17 protein-coding genes are annotated in these 23,110 nt (G+C 58.8%); 14 read left to right on the forward strand and 3 right to left on the reverse strand.

Annotation, left to right across the window (positions count from 1 at the left end; all coding sequences use genetic code 11):
- The first annotated feature begins 3 nt into the window (after window positions 1-3).
- The 4 genes from D8M23_RS01955 (at window position 4) to D8M23_RS12020 (ending at window position 5,962) form a co-directional block, all read left to right on the forward strand.
- The gene (locus D8M23_RS01955; RefSeq protein ID WP_126853390.1) at window positions 4-1,089 is read left to right on the forward strand and encodes an NAD(P)H-dependent glycerol-3-phosphate dehydrogenase; all 1,086 of its coding nucleotides are present in this window, start codon (window positions 4-6) and stop codon (window positions 1,087-1,089) included.
- A 9-nt stretch (window positions 1,090-1,098) separates the two neighbouring features.
- Complete coding sequence (locus D8M23_RS01960; RefSeq protein WP_126853392.1) at window positions 1,099-1,680, forward strand: hypothetical protein; 582 nt, start codon at window positions 1,099-1,101, stop codon at window positions 1,678-1,680.
- Between the two features lie 114 nt (window positions 1,681-1,794).
- A complete protein-coding gene (locus D8M23_RS01965; protein ID WP_094757927.1) occupies window positions 1,795-2,907 on the forward strand; it encodes a D-alanine--D-alanine ligase family protein in 1,113 nt (370 codons plus the stop codon).
- Window positions 2,908-3,253: 346 nt separating this feature from the next.
- Window positions 3,254-5,962, forward strand: a complete 2,709-nt coding sequence (locus D8M23_RS12020) for an S-layer homology domain-containing protein (RefSeq protein WP_238693730.1) — start codon at window positions 3,254-3,256, stop codon at window positions 5,960-5,962.
- A gap of 319 nt (window positions 5,963-6,281) precedes the next feature.
- Here D8M23_RS12020 and D8M23_RS01975 read toward each other — a convergent pair whose 3' ends face one another.
- Window positions 6,282-6,860, reverse strand: coding sequence for a DUF3515 family protein (locus D8M23_RS01975; RefSeq protein ID WP_039955116.1), 579 nt, complete (start codon window positions 6,858-6,860; stop codon window positions 6,282-6,284).
- Window positions 6,861-7,198: 338 nt separating this feature from the next.
- Here D8M23_RS01975 and D8M23_RS11855 point away from each other — a divergent pair, with 338 nt between their 5' ends.
- The 10 genes from D8M23_RS11855 to mutM all read left to right on the forward strand — a co-directional run bounded on the left by D8M23_RS11855 (window position 7,199) and on the right by mutM (window position 18,944).
- On the forward strand, window positions 7,199-8,968 hold the full coding sequence (locus D8M23_RS11855; protein WP_193976819.1) for a hypothetical protein: 1,770 nt from the start codon (window positions 7,199-7,201) through the stop codon (window positions 8,966-8,968).
- Window positions 8,969-8,985: 17 nt separating this feature from the next.
- On the forward strand, window positions 8,986-10,185 hold the full coding sequence (locus tag D8M23_RS01985) for a thiamine-phosphate kinase (protein WP_126853394.1): 1,200 nt from the start codon (window positions 8,986-8,988) through the stop codon (window positions 10,183-10,185).
- 97 nt (window positions 10,186-10,282) lie between these two features.
- On the forward strand, window positions 10,283-11,425 hold the full coding sequence (locus D8M23_RS01990; RefSeq protein WP_126853396.1) for a kinase: 1,143 nt from the start codon (window positions 10,283-10,285) through the stop codon (window positions 11,423-11,425).
- Window positions 11,426-11,631: 206 nt separating this feature from the next.
- Window positions 11,632-15,054 carry an ATP-dependent DNA helicase RecG gene (locus D8M23_RS01995; RefSeq protein WP_126853398.1) on the forward strand — a complete coding sequence of 1,141 codons (3,423 nt, stop codon included), beginning with the start codon at window positions 11,632-11,634 and terminating at the stop codon, window positions 15,052-15,054.
- Window positions 15,055-15,095: 41 nt separating this feature from the next.
- Entirely contained in the window at window positions 15,096-15,719 is a 624-nt protein-coding gene (locus D8M23_RS02000) for an RsmD family RNA methyltransferase (protein ID WP_126853400.1), read from the forward strand.
- Window positions 15,720-16,199, forward strand: coding sequence for a pantetheine-phosphate adenylyltransferase (gene coaD / locus D8M23_RS02005; RefSeq protein WP_126853402.1), 480 nt, complete (start codon window positions 15,720-15,722; stop codon window positions 16,197-16,199). It abuts the gene before it with no gap.
- A gap of 259 nt (window positions 16,200-16,458) precedes the next feature.
- Complete coding sequence (locus D8M23_RS02010) at window positions 16,459-16,962, forward strand: YceD family protein (protein WP_174234612.1); 504 nt, start codon at window positions 16,459-16,461, stop codon at window positions 16,960-16,962.
- 30 nt (window positions 16,963-16,992) lie between these two features.
- The gene (rpmF, locus tag D8M23_RS02015; protein ID WP_006887962.1) at window positions 16,993-17,196 is read left to right on the forward strand and encodes a 50S ribosomal protein L32; all 204 of its coding nucleotides are present in this window, start codon (window positions 16,993-16,995) and stop codon (window positions 17,194-17,196) included.
- A 17-nt stretch (window positions 17,197-17,213) separates the two neighbouring features.
- The gene (gene rnc / locus D8M23_RS02020) at window positions 17,214-17,906 is read left to right on the forward strand and encodes a ribonuclease III (RefSeq protein WP_006887990.1); all 693 of its coding nucleotides are present in this window, start codon (window positions 17,214-17,216) and stop codon (window positions 17,904-17,906) included.
- Between the two features lie 54 nt (window positions 17,907-17,960).
- Window positions 17,961-18,944 carry a bifunctional DNA-formamidopyrimidine glycosylase/DNA-(apurinic or apyrimidinic site) lyase gene (mutM, locus tag D8M23_RS02025; RefSeq protein ID WP_126853404.1) on the forward strand — a complete coding sequence of 328 codons (984 nt, stop codon included), beginning with the start codon at window positions 17,961-17,963 and terminating at the stop codon, window positions 18,942-18,944.
- Between the two features lie 7 nt (window positions 18,945-18,951).
- On the opposite strand, the gene D8M23_RS02030 is transcribed toward mutM, so the two are convergent.
- Both D8M23_RS02030 and D8M23_RS02035 read right to left on the reverse strand, forming a co-directional pair.
- Window positions 18,952-20,088, reverse strand: a complete 1,137-nt coding sequence (locus D8M23_RS02030) for an NAD-dependent epimerase/dehydratase family protein (protein WP_126853405.1) — start codon at window positions 20,086-20,088, stop codon at window positions 18,952-18,954.
- A 131-nt stretch (window positions 20,089-20,219) separates the two neighbouring features.
- Complete coding sequence (locus D8M23_RS02035) at window positions 20,220-23,090, reverse strand: alpha/beta fold hydrolase (protein ID WP_126853407.1); 2,871 nt, start codon at window positions 23,088-23,090, stop codon at window positions 20,220-20,222.
- Window positions 23,091-23,110: the final 20 nt, after the last annotated feature.

Genomic DNA, 23,110 nt, shown 5'->3' on the forward strand with positions numbered 1-23,110 from the left:
AGCGTGCAGAAGAGTGAACAGCGGCAGGTGCGTAAGATCGCGATATTGGGTGCCGGTAGCTGGGGCACTGCTTTCGCAAAGATCGCGGCTGATTCGGCGCGGGAGAACAACACCGGGGTGCAGGTGGTGCTCATTGGGCGAGAGGCCAGCACGATGGAGCGGTGCACTCAGACCCGTGAGAACGCACGCTACTTTCCGGGCATGAAACTGCCCGATAACCTGCTGTTCACTGCGGATGCGCGTGAGGGCCTCACCGGGGCGGATATTGTGGTGCTTGCCCTCCCTGCCCAGGTTCTCAGGTCGCAGCTGCAACTTTTCGCGCGTTTTATTGAGCCCCACGCGTTTTTGGTATCCCTGGCAAAGGGCCTGGAGACCGGCACTGGGATGCGCATGTCGCAGGTGATTACCGAGGAACTGGAAGAGGCGCTGGCAATGCGCGGCGTTGATATCCGGGCGATCGGGCATATTCCGCACCGCGTGTGCGTGCTATCTGGCCCCAATTTAGCCACCGAAATTATGGGGGAGGAACCTACCGCTTCGGTGATTGCGGCCCGAACTTTACCGGTCGCTGAGATTGTCGCTAAGTCTTGTGCGTGCAGCTATTTCAGGCCCTACACCAATACGGATGTGGTAGGCACCGAAATTGGGGGGCTGGTTAAGAATGTGATTGCCCTGTGCGTTGGTATGTGCGAAGGCCGCAACTATGGCGATAACTCAAAAGCATCTGTGATGACACGCGGCCTTGCTGAAACCACCCGTTTGGCGGTGGCCCTTGGCGGTGAACCTGCCACAATGAGCGGCCTGGCTGGTATGGGCGATCTGATCGCCACCTGCTCCTCACCGCTATCACGGAACCACACGGCGGGCCGTCTGCTGGCTGAGGGGGTTACCCCAGACCGGCTGGGGGAGCATATGAGCCAGACCGCTGAGTCCATTAAATCGGCCCCGGTGCTGGCGCAGTTGGCGCGCCGCCACGGTGTGGAGATGCCCATTGTGGAGGCCGTGGTTGCGGTGCTGACTGGGCGTATTAGCGTGGAGCAGCTGGCGCCGCTGCTGCTGGGGCGTTCCCTTAAACATGAAGGGCATTAAGAGCACGCAATGAACCTGAGCTCGGTGACCATCGCCGTGTTGGGCTCCGCAGGGTATGGGGCGCTGTGTGCTGCAGCTACAGGGTCGGTAGCTCACAAGGCCGAGTGCGATCGCCCGGTATACCTGTGGGAACCCACCAATACGGGAGAAACCGCGCACCAGCTTCCGGTGACTTACACCATCGATATATACGAGGCTCTTGAGAACGCAGATATTGTGGTGGTTCCCTGGGACGAACAGGCTGATTCGTGCCCCGAGAAGATGACGGGGTTTATGGCGTTCCGCCGATGGGCATACCTGCTGCCTCAAACCGCTATAGTGCTCGCAGCCGCAGGTTCTGCCGAGGACACCATGAACGTGTCTGAGCATCTGCAGCAGATATTGCACACTGAGTTTCCAACGCGGCGTGAACGTGTGGCGGTGCTAACTATTACCGCTCATCATCTGGCGGATACAGATGTGATGGAGCCGGTAAAAACTCACCCCAAGCGCCCCAGCACCGCCACTCTCACCACCGACGATGCGCACATGCATCAGCTGATTACCGCCCTATTTGATGGGCCTGTGCTGCGTATCCACCGTGCGCCATGACCCCGGTATCTGCGGTTACCGCGGCTTGGGTACTAGTGTCAGAAAGGCCCGTAAGAGACGATACAATGGGCTGTAAGTGGGGCGGGTACGCCCTGAAACGAACCGGGAGAAACAATGACCGATAAAATTACCGTGGCTCTATTGTGTGGTGGGCGTTCTTCGGAGCACTCTATTTCGCTGATTACCGCTGTGGGGGTGCTTGGCGCGATAGATACCGCCAAATACGAGGTGGTACCTGTGGGCATTACCAAGGACGGCCGCTGGTACCTGACGAACGCTCAAGAATTGGAGAAGCTCACCGCAGGATCGGACATGGCAGAGTTCACCGGCGGCGCACAGCAGGTGTTTTTGCCGTTGGGCGCGGGGGATTCCCGGCTGCATCTTGTAGACTCGGCGGGGCACCTTGAGTTTGGCCCCGCTATTAATGTTGTGTTCCCGCTCCTGCACGGGCCTTTCGGTGAAGACGGCACAGTTCAGGGCCTGCTTGAAATGGCGAACCTGCCCTATGTGGGGTGCGGGGTGACCGCCTCCGCCGTGGGTATGGATAAACACTTTATGAAGGTTGCGTTTGCTGATGCCGGGCTGGAAGTTGGCCCGTATGAGGTGGTCACAGACCGCCAGTGGCGCCATGACCGTGACGGGGCGCTGGAGCGTGTGGCCCGGCTGGGTTACCCAATGTTTGTGAAGCCTGCTCGTGCAGGTTCGTCGTTCGGCATCACGAAGGTAGACACAGCTGAGCAGCTGGTGCCTGCAATTGAGCAGGCGCGCGTGTATGATCCGAAAGTGGTGATTGAGGCCGGTATTGTGGGCCGCGAGATTGAGTGCGGTATTTTGGATGGTCATAATGGCGATATGCCCCGCGCATCATATCCCGGCGAGATTGAGATGCAGGGGGAGCAGGGAGGCTTCTATGATTTTGAGGCCAAATACGTGTCGAAGACTACCGCTGTGACCCGATGCCCCGCTAACCTACCCCCCGAGGATCTGGAGCGTATGCGTCAGCTGGCGGTCAAGGCATTCTTGGCTCTGGATGGCGAAGGTATCTCCCGAGCTGATTTCTTTTACACCCCCGATGCTCGCCTGATCGTTAATGAGGTGAACACCATGCCTGGGTTCACGCCGATCTCGATGTATAAGACTATGTGGGAGAACACCGGAATTGAGTACAAGGACCTTATTGATGAGCTGCTGATGTTGGCGCTGGAACGCCCAGTAGGCCTGCGGTAGTGAGCGAAAACTTCACATGATGCGCTAACAGTGTTTATTGCACACGCCCCGCTTTAAGGTGTTGTATGCCGAAGCAATAGGGGCAGCTGCATTGCTTTTGTTGTGGGGTGCTGGTTTCCGTAGCGGCGAAGCCAGCGCCCACTAACGCATATAATGACAGATATGGGATGAGCCACAGTGTCAAATACCTCATTTTCATTGGGTTAGCCTTGCCTGAGTGGTAGCATGGAGACACCGGCTGATAAGTCTAGGCTAAACACTATGTGTGTCTAATAGCCGGTTCTGAACCCTTCTCCGTGGTTGGAAAAGGGGAATTACTCACATTACATATCATTGAGGATGAATAATGACTTATTCTCACAAGAGCCCTATGCATAAACTTCTGGCATCTGCAGGCGCCGTCTCTATCATCGCTGCTTCTTTCGCGGCTGTTCCCGCATCGTTCGCGGCTGAGAATCCTCCTGCGGCAGCTGCTGAGAACAACGGTTCTTGCCGACACGTTGCCGCTACCGCAACCAGCTACCAGGGCCTTCCCGGTGAATATCAGCTGGCGTATTCGAACGGTAACCTGTACACCACGTTCGCTAATGGCCGTCCCCCGATTTTGACCGGCGGTATTGGTGTGTGGAATGAAAGCGCTGCAGGCCCCAGCCTGACCCAGGTGCTTCAGCCCTCCACCGTGGATTTCACCCCGCGCGGCGCTAACGCCCCCACCGGTAAGCAGGTGGCGGCTCCTTACGGTATCGCAGTGGACGAGGCTAACGGCACCATCTGGGTGACTCAGACCCGTATTAATGCAGTTTCTGTGTATGACATTAACACCAAGCAGCTGGTGTGGAGCAGCTATAACGAGGCTAACCCTTCTGAGGGTGCTGTGAAGCATCCGCGCGAAGTTAAGGTCGATGCCGCCTCAGGCCGGGCCTTCGTTTCGGGCTCCGGTGGCGTGACCGTCTTCGACTTGAAGACCCACGAGGTTATCAAGAAGATTGCGTTCACCAATAATGGTGAAGAGGATATCGCCATGAATATGGAACTTGATTCATCCGGCGGTAAGCTTTATGTCCCGGCTATGGGCGCTGGCACGTTGAATGTGATTAACACCGGCACATTGGAGAACGAGAAGACTATCACCCTGCACAAGGATGTGGATAGTGCAGCTCTGCGCCCCTCGGATGTGACCATTGATAAGTCCCTGCAGGAGATTTATGTCTCCTCCCAGGGCGAGATGGATCGCCAGAGCGGTGTATCTAAAGGCAACGCCGGGGTAACCGTCTATGACTTGAACACTGGTGAGTACAAGAAGAGCATCCAGTTCGGTAAGCAGACCCTGTCCATTACCGCCGATGAGAAAAACGACCTGGTGTACGCCACCGATTTCGCCACCGGCAAGGTGGGCGTCATTGACGCCCGCACCGGTACCGTATCTGCTGAGGTGAATGCCGGTAAGAACGGCGCTAATGATGTGCTGGTCACCCCCGAGGGCACCGCTTATGCTGTCACGCGTGATGCCTATGCTGAGGGTATTAAGACCGACTACACCATTGATCCGAAGACTGGGCAGTACCGCGAATCCACAACCGAGCCCAAGGGCAAGGACGGTGCAGAGACCTCAATTAATGCCAATTCGCTGGTGAAGATTAACACCACCGTGACCGAGAAACCCGCCGCTAAACCGGACCAGGGTGAACAGGTTACCGCCGCCGCTGATGACGGTGCTACCGCTTCTGTGCAGAAGGTTGTGCAGGAGAAAGGCAAACTGACCATCACCGGTAAGGCATTCAAAGATAAGGAAGGCGGGCCCTCCAAGATTGCCGTGAAGTTCGATGGCGGTGCTACCCCCGTTGAGGGTAAGGGACACATCTTTGTGGATGCTGACGCTGAGGGCAACTTCTCGACCACCATTTCAGTACCGGAGCAGTGGACCGCTGGCTCCACGCACAGCATTACCCTGCTGACTGGTTCAGGCAACCGTAAGGATCCTATCCGCTCGCTCACTCTGGATGTGAACGTTGAAGCTGCTGGCGGTAACCAGGATAAGGACACCTGCGCCCCCGCAGAGACCGCTCAGGTAACCCCCACCAAGTCCACGAACGAGGTCACCTACCCCAAGGGCACCCCCACCACTCCCACGAAGCAGGCGGACCCCAAGATTCAGGCGTCCAAGACCGAGCTTGATGCGGCAGCTGACAATAACGAGCTGCAGGTAAACGGCAGCGGCTTCTACGGTCATATCACCTCAAAGGGTGTGCGTGTAGGGGTGTACGAGGCTGACGCTTCGGGCAAACCCACGGGTGAGTCAATTGTGGATGAGAAGCTTATCAACGCTTCTGACATTAACGATGGTCGTTTCTCAGTGACGCTGAACATTCCCGGTAGCAAACTGGACGCCTCCAAGAAATACGTGGCTGTAGCTGCCACCGTCTCGGCTGAGGCCGGGATGCATGCGGAAACCCCGCTGACCGTCAAACCTGCGGATCAGAAGCCCGACTTTAAGCCGATTCCTGATACTCCTCTCTACAAGGACGTGAACCAGAATACGGCATTCTACGCTGAGATTCAGTGGCTGGGTTCTCAGAACATCACTACCGGCTACCCGGATGGTACGTTCCGTCCTGGTCAGAATGTTGAGCGTGCTGCGATGGCTGCATACTTCTACCGTATGGCTGGCTCACCCGAGGTAACTTTACCGAAGGAGTCTCCGTTTAAGGATGTGGATCCGTCGTTCCCGTTCTATAAGGAGATTGTGTGGATGCATCAGAGGGGTATTACTACCGGTTATTGGGATGGTACGTTCCGTCCGCATGATCCGGTGAATCGTGATGCGATGGCGGCGTTCTTCTATCGTTATGCTGGTGCTCCGGGGTATACGGCTCCGGTGAACTCACCGTTTAACGATGTGCAGAATGGTGATGCTTTCTATCAGGAGATTACTTGGCTGAAGCAGCAGGGTATTACGAAAGGCTGGTCTGACGGTACTTACCGTCCGGGTGAGCCTATTCACCGTGATGCAATGGCCGCGTTCATTCACCGCTATAGCGCTATCGTAAAGAAGTAACGCTAATAGCTAGCGAAGAGGCCGTCTCTAAAAAACACCCAATCTGTTGAATAAAACCAGCAGATTGGGTGTTTTTATACCCTATATATAAATAAGTATTCAGTTATATGTGATGGAGAAATAAAATATGATAGCGAACCTCAAGCCGGGTGTATAAGCCCCATCACGACTGCTTAAATAGTGCTATAAATTCCGCTATAAAGTCGTAATAGTGCGGGAGAGCTATAATTCGATAGCCGGTAGGTTTAAGGAAAGTTAAGGCTGTCGAGTATACCGGTGGGTCGTGCATACTATTAGACAAAAAACGGATTTATATGCACTAATGGCCGCCGGGGACTTCGTTGAGGTTGGTGCATTTCTTCTGAGCGGGAACCTGCTTCACAGCTGAACTCAGGCTGGTCAGTAAAGTAGATGAAGGTACCTTGTCAGCATCGAACGTCACCTCAATAGCCGGGGTACGGCCGTATGTGGTAGCTGTCCACACTCCGCCCGACCGCTGAACGTTGGAGGTCCTCACCGGGGCTGGGGTGCTCGTGCCAGTCTTTTGAGAAGCTGTGGAGGAGGCGCTGTTTGCAGGCGTCGTATTATGCGAGCTAGCGGTGGCACTGGCAGCTTTCGCAGGGTCTGATTCAGCCTCTTGGGGGCGCAGAATCCAGTCAATACCGTTTACCTCAACACAGGGATCCGAGACAGGTTCGGAGGCCGACACGCCGCACTTGAGAACAATTGTTGCGGGATCTCCCCAAGCCGTGGTGGCTTGTGCCGTGGTTTCCCGCTGGGGGAATCCGGTGAGGGTCTCTGGCATTGCCACTAGTGCGTATGCACACACCGGGTTCGCGGCATCCGGTGCGGGCTCTAGACTGACTGTCCCGGCGCCACAGCCACTCAGAAAAAATATGCACCCACATGCAGTAAAAGACCTGCTGAGGGTGCGAAGGAGGCGGTGTGTGCGTGCGGGCTGAGATAGCTGTTTCACACCCTTCATTCTACCGTATTACCCGGTATTAACCGGGCTGTGTGGGGAAGGCTGAAGGGCAGGGAAGCTGCAGGAAATATTTTATGAGAACATGAACCTGAAGCTGCGCCTTAATGTTTGAGTGGTTAAACTTACCTGTTATGATTTTGTTATAAAGCTTGTTACGGGAAGAAATTCCTGGGAATATTCGCTAATATTTAGAAGCACCCTTACTTTTGGGGCACATTCATGTTCACTCAAAAACATATAAGGATGACCTTTTGGGAAATAAAAACCACAAGGTGGTATCAGCTGGTGTAGCGACCGCCTTACTGACGGTCGGGGGACTCCCTGCCGCTGTGTCTCTGCCCGGGGCTGCACTAGTGCACACCCCGCAGCCTGTGCACCCCGCAGTCGCTCTCACTCAAGCACCAACTGATAATGCCACCGGAACTCCTAATAATGTGAATGCCGGTATGGAGGAGGTTCAGGCCCCGCCATCCTTTGCCCCTGCCCAACCTGCGGCTGCACAGACCGGTGAGCAGCCCGTTGCAGATGCCACGCCGAACGCGCAGGCAACCCCCGCGAAGAACACCCCCGCGGCTAATAATGCTACCCCCACGCCTGAAGCAGCTCAGCAGGCAACGCCTACTCCCACCCCGCAGGTAACTCCAACCCCGCAGCCTGCTGCTACGGGTGCGGCGGCTAACGATACTGGTGCAGCGGTTAATAATACTCCGACTCCTACACCGGATCAGCAGGCAACCCCTGCACCGCAGCAGCCTGCCCAGAACGTTACCCCGACCCCTGCCCCCGCTCAGGACGGTAATAATCAGGGTGGTAATAACCAGCAGGTAACCCCTGCTCCGGCACAGGATCAGACTCCTGCGCCTGCTCAGCAGAACCCGACCCCGGCTCCTACACCGACACCTGCCCCTCAGCAGCCGACGCCTACCCCTACGCCGGACCCCACCCCTACCCCTGAGGTACCGACTCCGAGTCCCGAGCAGAATCAGACCCCGGCTCCTACGCCAACGCCTGAGCCCACTCCGACTCCGGATGCGACACCTACTCCTACACCGGATCCTACGCCGACCCCTGAGGCGCCGACTCCAACTCCGAGTCCCGAGCAGAATCAGACCCCGGCTCCTACGCCAACGCCTGAGCCCACTCCAACCCCGGATCCCACCCCAACACCTGACCCGACGCCTACGCCGGAGCCGACACCCACACCCGAGGTTCCCACGCCTAGCCCGGAGACTCCCGCGCCAGAGCCGACTCAGGATCCTACCCCTACGCCTGAGGAGCCCACGCCGGAACCCACCCCGACCCCTGAGGTGCCGACTCCGACTCCGGATCCCACCCCAACACCTGACCCGACGCCTACGCCGGACCCGACACCCACTCCAGAGCCGGTACCGACGGATCCTGTGCCGACTCCGCCGGTGGATCCTACTCCGGTTCCGGACCCGACGGTTACTCCCGTGCCGACGCCTCCTGTCGTGGAGCCGACACCGGTTCCTGTCCCGGCACCAACCGCTGAGCCGGTCCCTGTTCCTGCACCCGCGCCTGCGCCGGAGCCGACTCCTGCGCCAGCGCCCAGCCCCAGCCCCGCGCCTGTGCCTAACACTCCGACCGAGGACCCTCGCGGTGAGCTGCTGCCGAACGGCGTTACCACCTTGGGGCGCATCGGGGCTAATAGTGGTTCCCAGGAGGCTATCCCCGGTGCGGCTGACTGGGTGGCCGGGTACCTGTCTCAGGGAGAGAACGGTGGCCTGCGGTTGACTCCGAGCGTGACGGGAACGGCTGATTCCCGGCCCACTGGTTCGACTCCTTCGAACACTTCGCGTTCATCCAGCAGCGGCAGCACTTCGGCTGAGCCGTCAAGTCAGCAGCCCTCAAAGTCGAACTCGTCAAGCTCCAATAACCAGGCGGCTGTTGATAACAGCAATAACTCAGGCCCCTATGGTGCGATCCCGCTGGTCGTCTTTAGCCTGTTAGCTATCGCCATTATTGGTTTCGCTATCCGTCACTTCTACCGCGTACGGTAGACGGGTATTATACTCGCGTGAGCCTTCAAAAAAACGCGCGCACAATACGGGATTCTTCTCAACGGCAGGAACATCCTTTGCGGGATACTACCGCTGCCGCCTTGGGGGAGTCTCGTATTTTGCGTGCTTTTTTGCCCATTATTGAGAACCATAATGCTGCTGTAAAAGACCATCAGCATCAACAGGGCGCTGAGGATCCTTTGCTGGTGGGTCCCGGTGACGATTGCGCGGTTTTCGCTGGTAGCCCCACCCCCACGGTGCTCACCACCGATACCCTGGTGGAGGGCGAAGATTTTCTGGACCCGTGGCCCGCCGGGCTATCTAGCGGAGGGTACGAGGTGGGGTATAAAGCGGCCACCCAGAACCTTGCAGATATTGCGGCTATGGGGGCAGAACCGGTAACCCTTGTTGTCTCATTGAGCATGCCTGCCCACACTACCTACGGGTGGGTGGAGGACTTCGCCCGGGGGATCAGCGACAGTATCGTAGCCTGTGGGGCACATTCGTGTACTGTCAGCGGTGGAGACCTGGGAACCTCCAACGATATTACGGTGAGTATCACCGCGATGGGGAGGATGCACCCGAATACTCCCAAACCGGTGCTGCGTTCGGGCGCTCAAGCAGGAGACACCGTTGCTTTTGCTGGACAGGTGGGGTGGGCTGATGCCGGTTTACGGCTTCTGCTCCAATCCCACAACCCTTACCTTGCGGACATTACTACCAAACAAACAACGGGTAAGCGCCCGCGCTGCGATGACAATGCGGTACAGCGCGCCCTAACAGCCCAGCTGCGGCCCACCTCGCCCGTACCCGCCGGTGTGCTCGCCGCACGGGCGGGGGCTACTGCCATGCTTGATGTTTCTGATGGACTTCTTAAAGATGCAGAGCGTATAGCATATGCCTCTGCGGTAGATATTTCCTTATCAGCAGAGGCTATTGAGGCCCTGTCCAAGCCCCTGGTACCGCTGGCACAGGCAATCCTGCACGGGCAGCCGCGCAATGAGGACGCAGACAGTTACGTGAGCTTGGCACAGGAATGCGTACTTGGTGGGGGAGAAGACCACGGACTGCTGGCATGTTTCCCTTCCGGGGCACTATTACCGGAGGGGTTTGTGGCTCTGGGGTCGTGCCTGGTTCCCGAAGGGCAGCAGCCGCGGGTGCTGCTGGGTCAGCGGCAGGCACAAGCACGCGGTTGGGAACATTATCAGCCCCTCTAACGCGAGCGCATCTAAACGTGCCGAGGGAGGGCCTAAACATGGCTGCGGGGCCGGGGCTTAGAATGGAGTGAGGTGCCTCAGCGTGTAAGGAGTGTTTGTGTTAGGTGATAACGCGCCTAAAACCGAGTTTACGTTCGGTATCGGTTGGGTAGACGCAGCGTGCGCACAAGCCCGGAAGTACCGTGACGGGTTGAATAGCCTGAATGCGTTCCCCGTACCGGATAAGGACACCGGGTCAAATCTGACCGTAACGCTCACCGCCCTCAAAGAAGCATTCGACGCAGAATATGAGGTGCTGCAGAAAGAACCCAAACCAGCGGATGCGGCGGCACTTAACCTGCGGATAGGCCAGTTATATGAGCGGGCTATTATGCAGGCTTACCGGTCAGCTAGGGGCAACTCGGGCACCCTGCTGTGTACCTGGGCTTTGGAAGCGGTACGGAGCTACTGGGGTTTACCGGGACACCTCACCGAGGATATGGACGAGTCGGAGGTAGTGCAGATTCCCGTGTTCTCGGCGTTACACCAACAGTATGAGGAAGCACCTGCCGCAGAGATACGTGAGAGCTCTTATCGTGAGGCGTTTGCTCTCAGCGCTGCGGCGCAACGGGTGCGTCAGAGCGTGCCCGATGCCTCGCTCATGCGCAGCACTATGGGGGCAGTAATGCTCGCAGTGGCGGACTATCGGTTCCACTACCGGCCCGGTAGTGAACTGCAGGATATGCTAAATCGTTCAGAGTACCGGCGCACTAGCGTGCTGCGGGCGTTGGAAGGAACCGCAGAGCATCCGCCCGCCCCGGAGCTGAAGGGGACAGTGGATGCGGGCGCCCTTGGGCTTTACCTGACGGTGGTGCACACGAACTCGCGGTGGCGTACCAGCAGGTTGGACGATGCCCAGATTGAGCGTATGCTGGTGCCGCCCGCTATGCCTTCACGTCACCTTCAGGAACGACGCGGAGATAGCACTGCTGCGAGCGCGCGAGTTCCCGAGTGGGAGCTGATGGGTACGGTGGATGCTGACCCTGTGGCGGTGGCGCAGATACGATCGGAACTTGAGCAGCTGGGCGATTCGCTATTGTTAACCCCGTTGGATGTTTCTGCGGGGATGTGGAGCCTGCATGTGCACGTGTTTTCGCTTGATGATGCTCGCGCAGCAATTGCCCGGCACGGTATGCTGCGTGAGGAGCGGGTGTCGTCTTTGCGTGAGGGGCCTGCTGATAGTGCGTGTGCCGCAGATTGAGCGGTGTGAGAATACGTGTGTTCGCGGTTCAGAGGCACGCCGCACCTGAATATATGTACTAATATGGTGTTATTTACCGTACAATTAATCTAATAATGCGCACGATGCCGGTATGATGCGGTGCGTGCCAGGTAAACGCGGGGTGGGGAAGGCCCTGGCCTGCGGCTGGATGAGAGAGCGTGTGCAAGCTGAGGGGAGGGCAGGCGATGAACTCAGGGCACGGCACCGGTGAAGGTGACTCCCCGAAACCTTCGACGTCTGCACCCAGCCTGTTTGACGGGCTTGATTCGGGTGCGCTCTGGGGGGAGTTTGCCCGTAAACCTTCGCGCCCACGCAATGCTGCCACTCAGCGTAAAGATACCCATGCTGACGGCGCAGCGGCCTCAACACGCGGGGACAAGTCGAATAAAAATGCGAGTCGGGGGAAGTCATCTGTTCAGCAGGAGACCGAGACGCAACAGGAAGCCGCGCACCACACAAAGGGCACCCGTAGGGGGATCAAAACCACTCGCCCCCAACAAATCACAGAGCCAGACGCTAACCACCATGCTGCGGGGGATATACCTGAGGGTGTGCTCACAGATGCCGAAGTAGCTCATAACCCGCTGTTGACCGTGCAGGATTTAGCCGCATACGCGCGCCATGAAACCACTTTAGCGGCGCTCCAAGAAACAGTAGAACGCCGCCGCTCGCCACAGTATCAAGCGGCTCTTGCCTCACTCACAAAATCTTTAGGAGAAGCCGCTGGGGCAATGGATCCGGCGGAACTGTACGAACTGGTGGATATTGCTTTAGAGGCTCGCCCGCAACACGCTGAGAGGAACCCGGTGGCCCCCGCACCACAAGCGAAGGCAGTAAAGACACGGGCGAGGCAAAAGAATAATAAGCAGAAGAACGGGAAGAAGCCCGTAGCCGCCCGCCAATCCGGCAGTTCAGGTGCCCCCGATACCGCTGCCCGGCGGGTCCGGGGAAAAGAGCAGCAGGCTGATTCTCGGGCGGCGGAGCAAGGAGCCGCCACCGCAAAGCGTAAACCCGCCGCCGGTGAAGCGAAGAGGAAGACATCCGGGAATACGCCCGTAGGTACCCCGACCGCAGAAGCACAGAAAACCATTAAGGGGAATAAAAATACAGAAAATGGGCAGGCGAAAAAACGTGCCCTCAACCGCTATAACACCGAAGACCGCGTTGAGAACGCACCCTTAAAAAAGTACCTTCCTGACTCGGCCGTGCGGGCCGTAAAAACCCATTTGGGGCTGGGGACAGTGGGGGAACTGCTGGAGTATTTCCCCCGTAAATACTTACCGCGCGGTGAACTCAGCTCGTTTGCCGAGCTGGTCGAGGGGCAGGAAGTCACAATTATTGCTCGGGTGCTGAATGTGAGTACTCGTACCATGGCGGCACGCCGAGGGCGTATTACTGAGGTCACCATTACCGATACTCTCGCTGGCGGCGAGCCGGGCGGAGCCACAGGGCGTTATGCCGCCGTAAACGGACGGGCGCATCAGCCCAGCCGCCTGTCGTACGGGGGCACCAACCCGCGTGTGGCGGGGCTTGCCGCCAATGGTGCCTCATACTCGGGGTACGCGGATTCTTACGGGCAGTCTCAAAGTCTTTTTGGTGTTCCTGCGGGTTCCTCACCCGTAGGGTCAACGATGAAACTCTCATTTTTTAATGCATGGACCGCCGCACGTGATATCCACGAAGGCGACCACGTGATGTTCTCGGGTAAAGTCGGTACCTATCGTGGTGAATACACCCTCACAAACCCGCACTATGCGGTGCTTTCCGAAAGTGATGAGGCGGTGGATGCAGCCCAAGAGAAAGCGGGCGCCCCTATTCCCGTGTACCGTGCCCCGGTGAAGCTGCCTACCGACCGGATTGCTTCCTACATTACCCAGCTCTTAGAAGCTGTGCCGTTGAAAGAACTGGAAGATCCCGTGCCGTTCAAACTACGGCGTGCCCGTAAAATTCCTTCGCTGGAGTGGACCTACCGTGCTTTGCACACACCGGATAGTGAAGCCACCCAGTACGCAGCGCAGCAGCAGATGCGTTACCGTGAGGCGTTCGTACTTCAGGTTGCGTTGGCCAGGCTGCAGGCTGCCCGTGCTGCTCACAGCACTGTTGCCCGTGCTGCTGTACCGGGCGGGCTGGCGGATCGCCTGCTGGAGGTTCTTCCCTATCAGCTCACCGCCGGACAGCAGGCTGTGGGGGAGCAGATCGCCGCCGATCTTGGCGGTTCTTCGCCAATGAACCGCCTATTACAGGGTGATGTTGGTTCCGGTAAAACCGTGGTGGCCCTGCGGGCCATGCTTCAGGTAGCCGATACCGGTGGACAATCTGCCATGCTGGCCCCTACCGAGGTGCTGGCTGAACAGCATCTGCGGTCTGTACTTGATGTTTTAGGGGCTATGGCTGATACCGGAACAATCCCCGGCATTGATACCCCCGATACGGTCACGGATCACACCGGTGACGGGCCTCAGGTTCGGGTACGGCTTTTAACGGCCTCCATGTCTGCTAAACGTAAAAAAGAGGTACTGGCCGAACTTGCAGACGGTACCGCCCAGATTGTGATTGGTACGCATGCGCTGCTTTCTGAAGGAGTCGAGTTCAACGATCTAGGTTTAGTGGTGGTGGATGAGCAGCACCGTTTCGGTGTGGAACAGCGTGATGGCCTGCGCGGTCCCCACGGGGAATTGCCGCATCGGCTGGTGATGACAGCCACCCCCATACCGCGTACCGTGGCGATGACCGTTTTCGGTGATTTGGACGTGTCGGTATTGGACCAGCTGCCTGCCGGGCGGCAGAAGATTTCTACGCATGTGGTTCCCCTCGCCGAAAAACCGGGGTGGGCTTCCCGCCTGTGGAGCCGAGCTCGGGAGGAGATTGACGCTGGGCACCAGGTGTATGTGGTGGTGCCCAAAATCGGTGATGATGGTGATGACACCGAAGAAGGGGTGCAGCTATTTGGCGATGGCGGGCGTGAAGGAGCTAAAAGCTCGGATGGAAAGATCAGGCTGACATCGGTCACAGCCATGAACGCCTACCTGCAAGATGTCCCGGCGCTTTCGGGAGTGCGCATCGGTACCCTGCACGGGCGGATGGACGCTGCCGAGAAAACTCGCGTGATGACTGCATTTGAGCGGGCAGAGATTGACCTTCTTATTAGCACCACCGTCATTGAGGTGGGCGTGAACGTGCCAAATGCTACGCTCATGATTATTATGGATGCCGACCGCTTTGGTATTTCGGGGCTGCATCAGCTGCGCGGCCGTGTGGGGCGCGGCGGGGCGGCAGGCACCTGCCTGCTGGTGACCCGTCAGGAAGCAGACGGTATTTCTCGTGAACGTCTTGACGCGGTGGCGGGCACTACGGACGGTTTTGAGCTGTCCCGCATCGACCTGCAGCAGCGGCGTGAAGGCGATATTCTGGGGGCCGCACAGTCGGGACGTAAAAGCACATTAAAATTCCTGCGTGCGCTTACAGATGCGAAAATTATTGAGCGCGCCCGTGAAGATGCACGGGGTATTGTGGCAGATGATCCGACGCTGGCAAAGCACCCGAATCTGGCGCGTACTATTGACCGCGCCTTGGACGCTGACCGCGAGGCGTTTTTAGGCAGGGGCTAGAGGCATCTGCCGCACCGGTGAGGGAAGGGACCGAAGAGAAAATGAGCCGCATTATTGCGGGGGCTGCGGGCGGCTTACGCCTTGCCTCTGTGCCGGGTGATACTACTCGCCCGACGACCGACAGGGTGAAAGAGTCACTATTTTCTAAGCTGGAAAGCTACGGGGTGCTTGAGGGTGCGCGTGTGCTTGATGTGTATGGCGGCTCGGGGGCGTTAGGCTGTGAAGCCGCGTCGCGGGGTGCCGCCTCTGTTGAGATTGTCGATAAGTACCTGAAGGCGGTGCGAACCATACAGCGCAACGTGGATGCGGTGGTGCGGGCGTGCTCTGTGAGTGGGCTGAACCCGCAGGTGAAGGTGCGGCATTCAAGCGCGCGCACCTACCTGTTGGGGGCTTTAGACGTGTGGGATGTTGTGTTCGTGGATCCTCCGTATGCGCTGCCGAATGAGCAGGTGGTGGAGGATCTGCAGCAGATCGCCCCTCACCTCGCCGAGGGCGCCATTGTGGTGGTGGAGCGTTCCGCACGTGATAGTGAGCCGGTATGGCCCAAGAGCGTGCGCCGGTTTGCAGCCAAAAATCACGGGGAGACGGCAGTGTATTATCTTGAACCAGATGCCGCAGAGCTGAGTGCAGAGCCTGAGCTGGGTATAGCTGAGAAGGAGAACTAGATGCTGGTGATTTGCCCCGGGTCATTTGATCCTGTTCATAATGGGCACCTTGAGATTATTGCGCGTGCCGCTTCGCTTTTCGATGAGGTAGTGGTGGGTGTTGCCCATAACCATTCGAAGAAGTACCTTTTTAGCCTTCAGGAACGCGTGTGGCTGGTCACGGATTCTTTAGCGGAACTTGGTATTGAAGGGGTGAACGTTGAGATTATCCCAACCGGGGTGCTCTTGGCGGAGTACGCGGCTCAACGTGGCGCCAGCGCCTTAGTGAAGGGTCTGCGCTCGGGTACCGATTATGGGTATGAGGCCCCAATGGCGAGTATGAACCGGCATTTATCGAAGGTGGAGACCGTTTTCTTGGCGGGAGAAGACCGCTACGGTGGGGTGTCGTCCACGATTATTCGTGAGGTTGCCTCGTTGGGAGGGGATGTGCGTCCGTTTGTTCCGCAGGTAGTAGCCCACGCTCTTGCGCAGCGGCATTAATGTACCTGTGGTAGGGGACCCGCAAAGGGCACAATGACAGCGATCCGGGTCGGACTCACTCTCTTGAGGCGCGGCTTGCAGGGCGGCTCAAACGCCTAGACACGCCCGGATCGTATGGTTAAGGTCTCATAAACAGTGTGTTATCTTGCATTGTGCTTGCGCACGCTATAGACTGAGATTTTGGTTTATACATTTCATAAGGAGATACGTCATTTCACGTAAAGACTCGTCTGAGCTGGTGCTCTCGGTGACTAACCTGATGCATCGCCCGGGTACTTCGGAAACATTTGCCGAGGTTGTTCCCGCACCGGCTGATTTAGGAAATGCGCTTATTGGCGTTCCTGAGGGTACCGATATTGATATGAATGTTCGGTTAGAGTCTGTGGTAGATGGTATTCTAGTTACCGGCGACGCCGTTGTGGATGTACACGGCGAGTGTAGCCTGTGTCTGGATCCGATTGATTATGAAATGTCGGCCGACATTCAAGAGCTTTTCGTGTTCGAGAAGGCCCCTGAGGGCGGCCCCGAAGACGAAGTGGATGAGCAGTACGCCGTTGAGGGAGAAACGCTTGACCTCGAACCGGCACTGCGGGACGCAGTGATCCTTCAGCTGCCGTTCCAGCCCGTATGCAGGGAAACATGCCAGGGTCTGTGCTCCGAGTGCGGAGCGCGCCTGGAGGAGAACCCAGGGCATCATCACGAGGCGTTAGACCCGCGCTGGTCGGCCCTGCAGGGGCTGCTTAGTGCGGGTACCGAAAACTAAATTGTTATTACTAGAGATTGTGAGATAGCTGTGGCTGTTCCCAAGCGCAAAATGTCCCGCGCTAACACCCGCGCACGCCGTTCCCAGTGGAAGGCCTCTGTGCCCCCGCTGGTGAAGACCATCGAGAACGGTCGTGTGACCTACAGCCTGCCGCACCGGGCTAAGGTTGTCACCGATGCTGCGGGTAACGCCCTGTTCCTGGAGTACAAGGGCCGCAAGGTCGCCGACGCATAAATTACAGTTGGCTGCCAATGAATAACGTTCCTAGTGCATCTGACGCTAGGGAGTTGCAGAAACGTCTCGGCGTCACTATTGACGCCGAGACGTTTCTGCGCTCCCTAACGCACCGTTCCTATGCTTTTGAGAATCCCGGGGTCGCCCATAATGAGCGCCTGGAATTTCTGGGAGATTCGGTGCTTTCGCTCGCTATCGCAGAGGAGGTGTTTCGCCGCTACCCGGATATGCCGGAAGGGGAACTGGTGAAACGGCACCACGTGGTGGTGTCCACCGTGGCGTTGGCAAAAGTTGCCCGTGAGCTGAGGCTGGGGCCGCATATCCGTTTGGGCAAGGGGGAGCGGCTGACCGGCGGTGCCGATAAAGACTCAATCCTTGCCGATACGATGGAAGCTATTTTCGGTGCAACCTACATGACCCTTGGCAGGGAAGCCGCCCGGGAGCTTGTGCTGCGCTTAATTGCGCCGCTATTGGATGATGAGGCCGTACTGAATTCCGGGCGTGACTGGAAGACCGATCTGCAGGAGCTGGTGGCTTCCAGGGCCTGGGGCGAGGTCCGGTATGAGGTGAGCGGCGAAGGGCCAGACCACGCACGCCACTACACGGCCAAAGCCGTGGTTGCCGGGCAAGTTGCCGGAACCGGTGAAGGCACCAGCAAGAAAGAAGCGGAACGCCTGGCGGCCGAGGCAGCCTACCGGGTGCTGCTGTGACCCCGGGCTGACGGTGCCTGTTTGCGGTTCAGATGAGGCAGTAAGGAGGGCACAGTGCCTGAACTTCCCGAGGTTGAGACCGTCCGTGAGGGTGTTCAGACCCACGCCGCGGGCCGGATCATTGAGCGTGTGCGTATTCTGGATGCACGTTCTACTCGCCGCCATGTACCGGGCACAGCAGATTTTGCCGCCCGCCTGGAAGGAACCCGCATTCACGGGGCGTATCGGCGCGGCAAATACATGTGGCTCACGCTCGCAGCCACCGGCAGGGGCGGATGCGCCTCCGGTGAGCTGCTGCCGTATGCGCTGGTCATACACCTGGGAATGAGCGGGCAGCTGCTGGTAAAAACCCCAGATTTTGCACCCGAGAAGCACCTCAAAATCGTCCTTGAACTCGAACCTGCCGATGGCGAGAGTACCGGTGAAACCACCGAATTACGGTTTGTTGATCAGCGTATCTTTGGCGGCATGTTCCTCTCGGATGTAGTGTCTGACATTCCTGCGAGTGCTTCGCTGTCCGGTGCAGAAGAAATACCGGAAGAGTTTTTGGTGCCGCAGGCCGTGCAGCATATTGGGCGTGACCCTGTAGACCCGTATTTTGATCTGTCACTGATACGGGCGAAGATGCTCCGCACCGCCAGCGGCATTAAACGCCTGCTGCTAGATCAGTCCGTGGTATCCGGTATCGGGAATATTTATGCGGATGAGGCGCTGTGGCGGGCCAGGATTCACTACGCCAAACCATCCCGCACACTTAGCGCCGCACAGACCCGGGAACTATTTGCCGCCGTGCAGCAGGTACTTACTGAAGCGCTCCGCGCCGGCGGCACCAGCTTCGACGCCCTGTATGTGAACGTCAACGGGCAGTCCGGCTATTTTGATCGGTCGCTGAACGCCTACGGGCGCGCCGGTGAGCCGTGCCGCCGCTGCCTGGATGAGGGACGCACCAGCATTATCGTGCGTGAACCGTTTATGAACCGCTCCTCATACCGGTGCCCCCACTGCCAACGTACCCCGCGCGGGCTTGACCGGAGGTAATGAACCTTTACGGCCGAGAATACTTATCCCCGTAAAACAAGCGTAGCCGCTCATATCCTTCTTCAATTGATACGGCCGGTTCCCACCCCAGCAGTTCACGAGTGTCCCGCTGATCAAACCAGTGCGCCGTTGACAGCTGCTCCGCCAGGAACCCCGTCATGGGAGGCTCATCACCGGCGGTCACCGAATGAGGCAGTAAAACCCACACCTTCTCAATCAGGCGCCCGGCCACCACAGCCACCGGTGCCGGTACCGAAAAACGCGGTGCGGGAACGCCCACAGCAGTGCAGAAGCCGCTCATGAGCTCGGCAACTGTGCGCGGCTGCCCATTGGTGACCACTACAGCCCGCCCGGCAAGCGCCTCCAACCGTTCGTAACCGTGCACCACCGCGTCGGCGGCGTTATCAATGTACAGGGTGTCGATCAGCCCAGTCCCACCGGATAGAAGCGGCAGCCGCCCCGCACGGGCCCTCTCCAGGATGCGTTCCACCAGCTGCGTATCTCCCGGGCCCCAGATCAGGTGTGGGCGCAGGGCACCGGTGCACAGATGCTCCCCGGTGGATAGCGCCGTACCGTTCATCTGCAGCACCGCTTTCTCCGCCACCGCCTTTGACCTGGCATAGTTGCCGCGCGCATGTTCGGGGGAGGCATCCCCGTTCCCTGCACCTACAAGTGCCGCTCCGGCGTGCGCTACTGACGGGGAGGAAATATACAGAAATTTGGGGATTGCATGCTCAACCGCAGCATCCAGCAGACTCTTGGTTCCCTCAATATTCACCCGTTCATAGTCGCGCCAGTCACCGGAGACCGACACTTTCGCGGCTGCGTGCACAATACCGTTCACGCCTGTCAGCGCCTGCTCAATGGCTTGCCGGTTGGTGAGGGAACCCCGCACCTGCTCGAACCTGGGGCGAATAGTATCCGGCAGCAGGGCGGCTATTCCCGAATCTGAGCGTTGAAACACCCGCACAGTGTACCCGGCACGCAATAGGGCCAGCGCAGACTCGCGGCCCAGCATGCCGCTGGCACCGGTCAGCAGCACACGTTCTGCGTTGCTCGGGGCAAAATCTGATTCTTCAACGGGCCGTAGCGAACGGGGAGATGGGTCGGTGTAGCGTGCCGCCAGGGGAGCGGGGTTAGTCATCATCGCCTCCGAAAGATTATGTATCACTATGTGGTGTATTTATGGTGTGTACGCAGGGCACAGACACAGGATAGGAGAAGGTTTGAAGGGGGTATGCAGGCACCAGGGTGTAACGCATAAAATGCGCTATATTACGCTCCGGCAAGTACCTTCTGAGCCCACGTGCTCAAGGCGGTTCGGTCAATTTTAGAGTTATGCCGAATGTCCGTGGGGTGCTCACGTACTACCAGCACAGCCGCCAGCTCAATACCCGTATCTTCCTTCACCCGTTCCCGCACTGCGCTGCTCAGGGCAAGGGGCGCCTGCCCCTGCTTGAGCGCACGGTCGGTGGCCTCAATCGCCAGTACCGCGGCGGCGGCACCGTCCGGGCCCACCGCCACCAGCGCGGCACGGCGCACCTCAGCTAGAGTTTCTGCGGACTGCTCAGCAGCCACCGGGGTGAGCACCCCCTGAGCGGTGAGAAGCACATGCGCCAGCCGCCCCTCAACCCACAAACGGCCGGAAGCATCCAGATGCCCAACATCCCCGGTGTGGTGCCAGCCGGGGGTAGAGATTGACTCTTCTTCAGTAACCCACAGGGTGTCGTAGCGGTCTTTCACATGCGGCGCCGAGACCAGAATTTCGCCGGTGACACCGGGCTCGCGGGTGGTCTTAGCCGCAGGAGTACCGTCGTCCTGCAACGCGGCGATTGCTACTGCCGCACCGTACACGGGGTAGCCCACACATACCCCGTCTTTGGCGAACGGGTCGAGGACATCACCCTGAGAGTTCGGGGCACCCTCAGAAATCGCCTGCTGAATCATCTCAAACGAAACATCGGTTACGGGCAGCCCCTCAGTCATCCCGTACGGGGTGTGCAGGGAGGCGTTAGGTACCAGCTGGGAGAGCGCCTGCAGCAGAGGAACGGGAATCGGCGCCCCCGCCGAGAGCACAGTGGTGACCTTCGCCAGGGCGGAACGTTGCGGCTCGGTCAGCTCCTTCGCGGTAGCCACCACGTTCACCAGCGCCGCCGGTGAGGCGAACACCGTGGAGGCGTCAATGGCTTCAGCAGCCGAAGCCAACGCGGTCGCGGTCAAGGTTTTCGGCTTGGTCACATCCATTTTGGGGGTCACGCTGGTGGCTCCCAGGGCCGGGCCAAGAAGCGCGAACGGGGCGAAACCCGCCACCAGGGCTGACCCTTCCTCGAAACCGTACGTATGAGCGATCGCATCACGCATCCCTGCCAGCTGCCGCTGCGTGTACACCACGCCCTTGGCCGGACCAGTCGAACCGGAGGTGTAGAGCACCGCCGCATCCGCATCCGGTGCGGGGGCAGGGAAATCTACGGTGCCGGTCTGATTCTTCTGCGCCACTGCGAATACGGAGCCGCTCACACCAAGCAGCCGTTCCTGGAAGGCGTTTAACGGCTCGACTGAGATACGCTGACCCGGCCACAGCAGCGAGCGGGCAGCGGCGAGCGCAGCAGGAATACCCACAATGAACTGCGGGTTAGCGCCCTTGAGCGCACGGGTGAGGCCCTTCAAACCCAGCCCGGTGTCAGCCACCACAATGACCGCACCCAGTTTCAAACAGGCGTAGATAAGGGTGGTGAGGCGGGACCCGGGCGGAACCATGAGGTTCACGCGGTCACCGGGGCGCACCCCCAGCTTGTGAAGCTGGGCGGCTGCAGCATCTACCCTGTCAGCCAGCTGCTCCCAGGTGAGCTGAACCGCCACCTGGGTGCCGTCGCCTTTGGTGTCCATATCGACCACAGCCAGGGAAGTGTCTCGGGCGCGTTCGGTGAGTGCCGCTAGTATGGGCCGGAATCCGGCGTTTTGGGTGGTATCGCTATGGTGAAGATGGTCAAGTTCTTGCCGGGCTTTGCGGTGCGCCGCCTCAGCGTTAACCGGCTCCTGGAGGGTACCCTCGGCGAGCACCCCGAAGTTCTGCCCCAGCCAGCTGAAGATGGGGGCGGCAATATCGTAATCTTCCGCCAGAAGATGTGAGGCCTTCTCGTAGCGGTGTACTTTTGCCTGCGGCATGCGGCGCATCAGGTCAAAAAGGTAGCGGCGCTGAAATACGGGGTCTTTAGTGCCCCACTGGAAGAACGCGGGGACCTTCAGCTCACGAATACCTTCGGCGATACGCACCATATGTTTGTAGGATGGAATGTCGGTGCCTGTGGGGATATCACCCACGAAGTTGCGGATACCCTCACGCCACGCCGGGTGCGCGTAGGGGGCGCGGTAGGTGCGCCGGATACCTTCGTCAAGCTTATACGGATACAGGGCACGCGGCTGGTGCACGGTGGGGCCAGCCAACGCGGCTTCAGCAGCGCCCGGGGTGCCTGGATCCGGCAGGCGCCCCCGGTTTTGTGCCAGCCCCAGGGTCACGTCAAGGAACGCGGTGGAGTCTTTTGTGCCCAGCTCATGAACGCTCAGGGCGAGCCGCAGCGGCGCAGGTATACGTTCAATACCGTCGTGGTAAACAGCGGTGTTTGTGAGCATCACCCCGGAGAGGATGCTCTTGTGCTCAAGAGCCCAGCCTAAAGACACCAGCCCGCCCCAGTCATGCGCCAGGATTACTAGTGGCTGTTTGGTCTCATCCAGCCCGGTTTCGCGCGTAAAATCACCCAAATCCGCGATACGGTCTTCAAGGGAACGCCTCTCACCCTCCAAGTCGAGGTGGGTGCGTTCGGAGTAGCCCATATCGATCTGATCTACCGCCACCACGCGCCACGGGTTTTCGGTGTTCACCCCGGCATCAAGCACGGTGCGCCACAGGTACGACCAGGTGGGGTTCCCGTGCACGCACAGCACCGTACCGATCGGTTCAAGCCCCTGCTGCTGAAGCACCGGCAGGTTATCCAGGTAGTGCCAGCGGCGCGCCTGCGCCTGATTGGCGCGGGCCTCAATAGGGGCGGTGGTGGGCACCTCAAGCCTGTGCGAGTAGCGGGGGTCAACACCCGTCCACTCTTGAGGGCTGTACGTTGGCTGGGTTTTGGGGAAGTTCAGGTGGCGCATAGAACCGTGTCCTTGCTCTC

Origin of the sequence: Rothia sp. HSID18067 (genome assembly GCF_003989445.1) — a bacterium.
In the GTDB taxonomy this organism is placed as follows: Bacteria; Actinomycetota; Actinomycetes; order Actinomycetales; family Micrococcaceae; genus Rothia; species Rothia aeria.